Genomic DNA, 1,790 nt, shown 5'->3' with positions numbered 1-1,790 from the left:
AAAAAACTCTCAAAATAATTTGGAAAGGGCGAATAAGTGCATTACTTTTGCATCCGCTTTGGTCGAATATCGGCCTTTAAGCGTTAAAAGAAGAGATCTTTGAAAGGTTTAAGATAAAAGGCAATTTATTACAAGAGCGTTGAGCTGAGAAGCGATTCGTGCTTGAGTGTAGCGTAAGCTGTGTGAAAGCGAAAAAAGTAGAGACGTATCACAAAGAGATAGAAAAAAAAAGAAAATTACAAAGAAGAGTTTGATCCTGGCTCAGGATTAACGCTAGCGACAGGCCTAACACATGCAAGTCGAGGGGCATCAAGGTGTAGCAATACACTGTTGGCGACCGGCGCACGGGTGAGTAACGCGTATGCAACCTGCCTACTACAGGGGGATAGCCCTAAGAAATTGGGATTAATACCGCATAAAACAGGGGATCCGCATGGTTCTATTTGTTAAATGATGAGAATTGGTAGTAGATGGGCATGCGTTCCATTAGCTGGTTGGTGAGGTAACGGCCCACCAAGGCTACGATGGATAGGGGCACTGAGAGGTTTGTCCCCCACACTGGGACTGAGACACGGCCCAGACTCCTACGGGAGGCAGCAGTGAGGAATATTGGTCAATGGGCGGGAGCCTGAACCAGCCAAGTCGCGTGAAGGAAGAAGGTTCTATGGATTGTAAACTTCTTTTTCATGGGGGTAAAATACGGTACGTGTACTGTATTGCAAGTACCATGAGAATAAGCATCGGCTAACTCCGTGCCAGCAGCCGCGGTAATACGGAGGATGCGAGCGTTATCCGGATTTATTGGGTTTAAAGGGTGCGTAGGCGGGGACTTAAGTCAGCGGTGAAATGCACGGGCTCAACCTGTGAACTGCCGTTGAAACTGGGTTTCTTGAGAATAGATGAAGCAGGCGGAATTAGTGGTGTAGCGGTGAAATGCATAGATATCACTAGGAACTCCGAAAGCGCAGGCAGCTTGCTAAGCTATGACTGACGCTGAAGCACGAAAGTGTGGTTATCGAACAGGATTAGATACCCTGGTAGTCCACACAGTAAACGATGATTACTAGTTGTTAGCGATATACCGTTAGTAACCAAGCGAAAGCGATAAGTAATCCACCTGGGGAGTACGCCGGCAACGGTGAAACTCAAAGGAATTGACGGGGGCCCGCACAAGCGGAGGAACATGTGGTTTAATTCGATGATACGCGAGGAACCTTACCCGGGCTTGAAATGCTTCTGACCGGGGTGGAAACATCCCTTCTAGCAATAGCAGAAGTGTAGGTGCTGCATGGTTGTCGTCAGCTCGTGCCGTGAGGTGTCGGCTTAAGTGCCATAACGAGCGCAACCCACATCGGAAGTTACTAACAGGTAATGCTGAGGACTCTGCCGAGACTGCCAGCGTAAGCTGCGAGGAAGGTGTGGATGACGTCAAATCAGCACGGCCCTTACGTCCGGGGCGACACACGTGTTACAATGGCCGGTACAGCGGGTAGCGATCAGGCAACTGTCAGCCAATCCCGAAAACCGGTCCCAGTTCGGATTGGAGTCTGCAACTCGACTCCATGAAGCTGGATTCGCTAGTAATCGCGCATCAGCCATGGCGCGGTGAATACGTTCCCGGGCCTTGTACACACCGCCCGTCAAGCCATGGGAGCTGGGGGTACCTGAAATACGTAACCGCAAGGAGCGTCCAAGGGTAATACCGGTGACTGGGGCTAAGTCGTAACAAGGTAGCCGTACCGGAAGGTGCGGCTGGAACACCTCCTTTCTGGAGATCGTCTCGAAAAAAA

Annotated in this window: 1 rRNA gene; it reads left to right on the top strand. The window is 50.1% G+C overall.

The features are described from left to right. Positions 1–238 precede the first annotated feature (238 nt). Positions 239–1,768, top strand: a 16S ribosomal RNA gene (locus ACYPWY_RS16145). Positions 1,769–1,790: the final 22 nt, after the last annotated feature.

The sequence above is a fragment of the Viscerimonas tarda genome (assembly GCF_054601255.1).
Note: the sequence above shows the minus strand (reverse complement) of the source record. Positions and strands in the feature narration are given on the sequence as shown.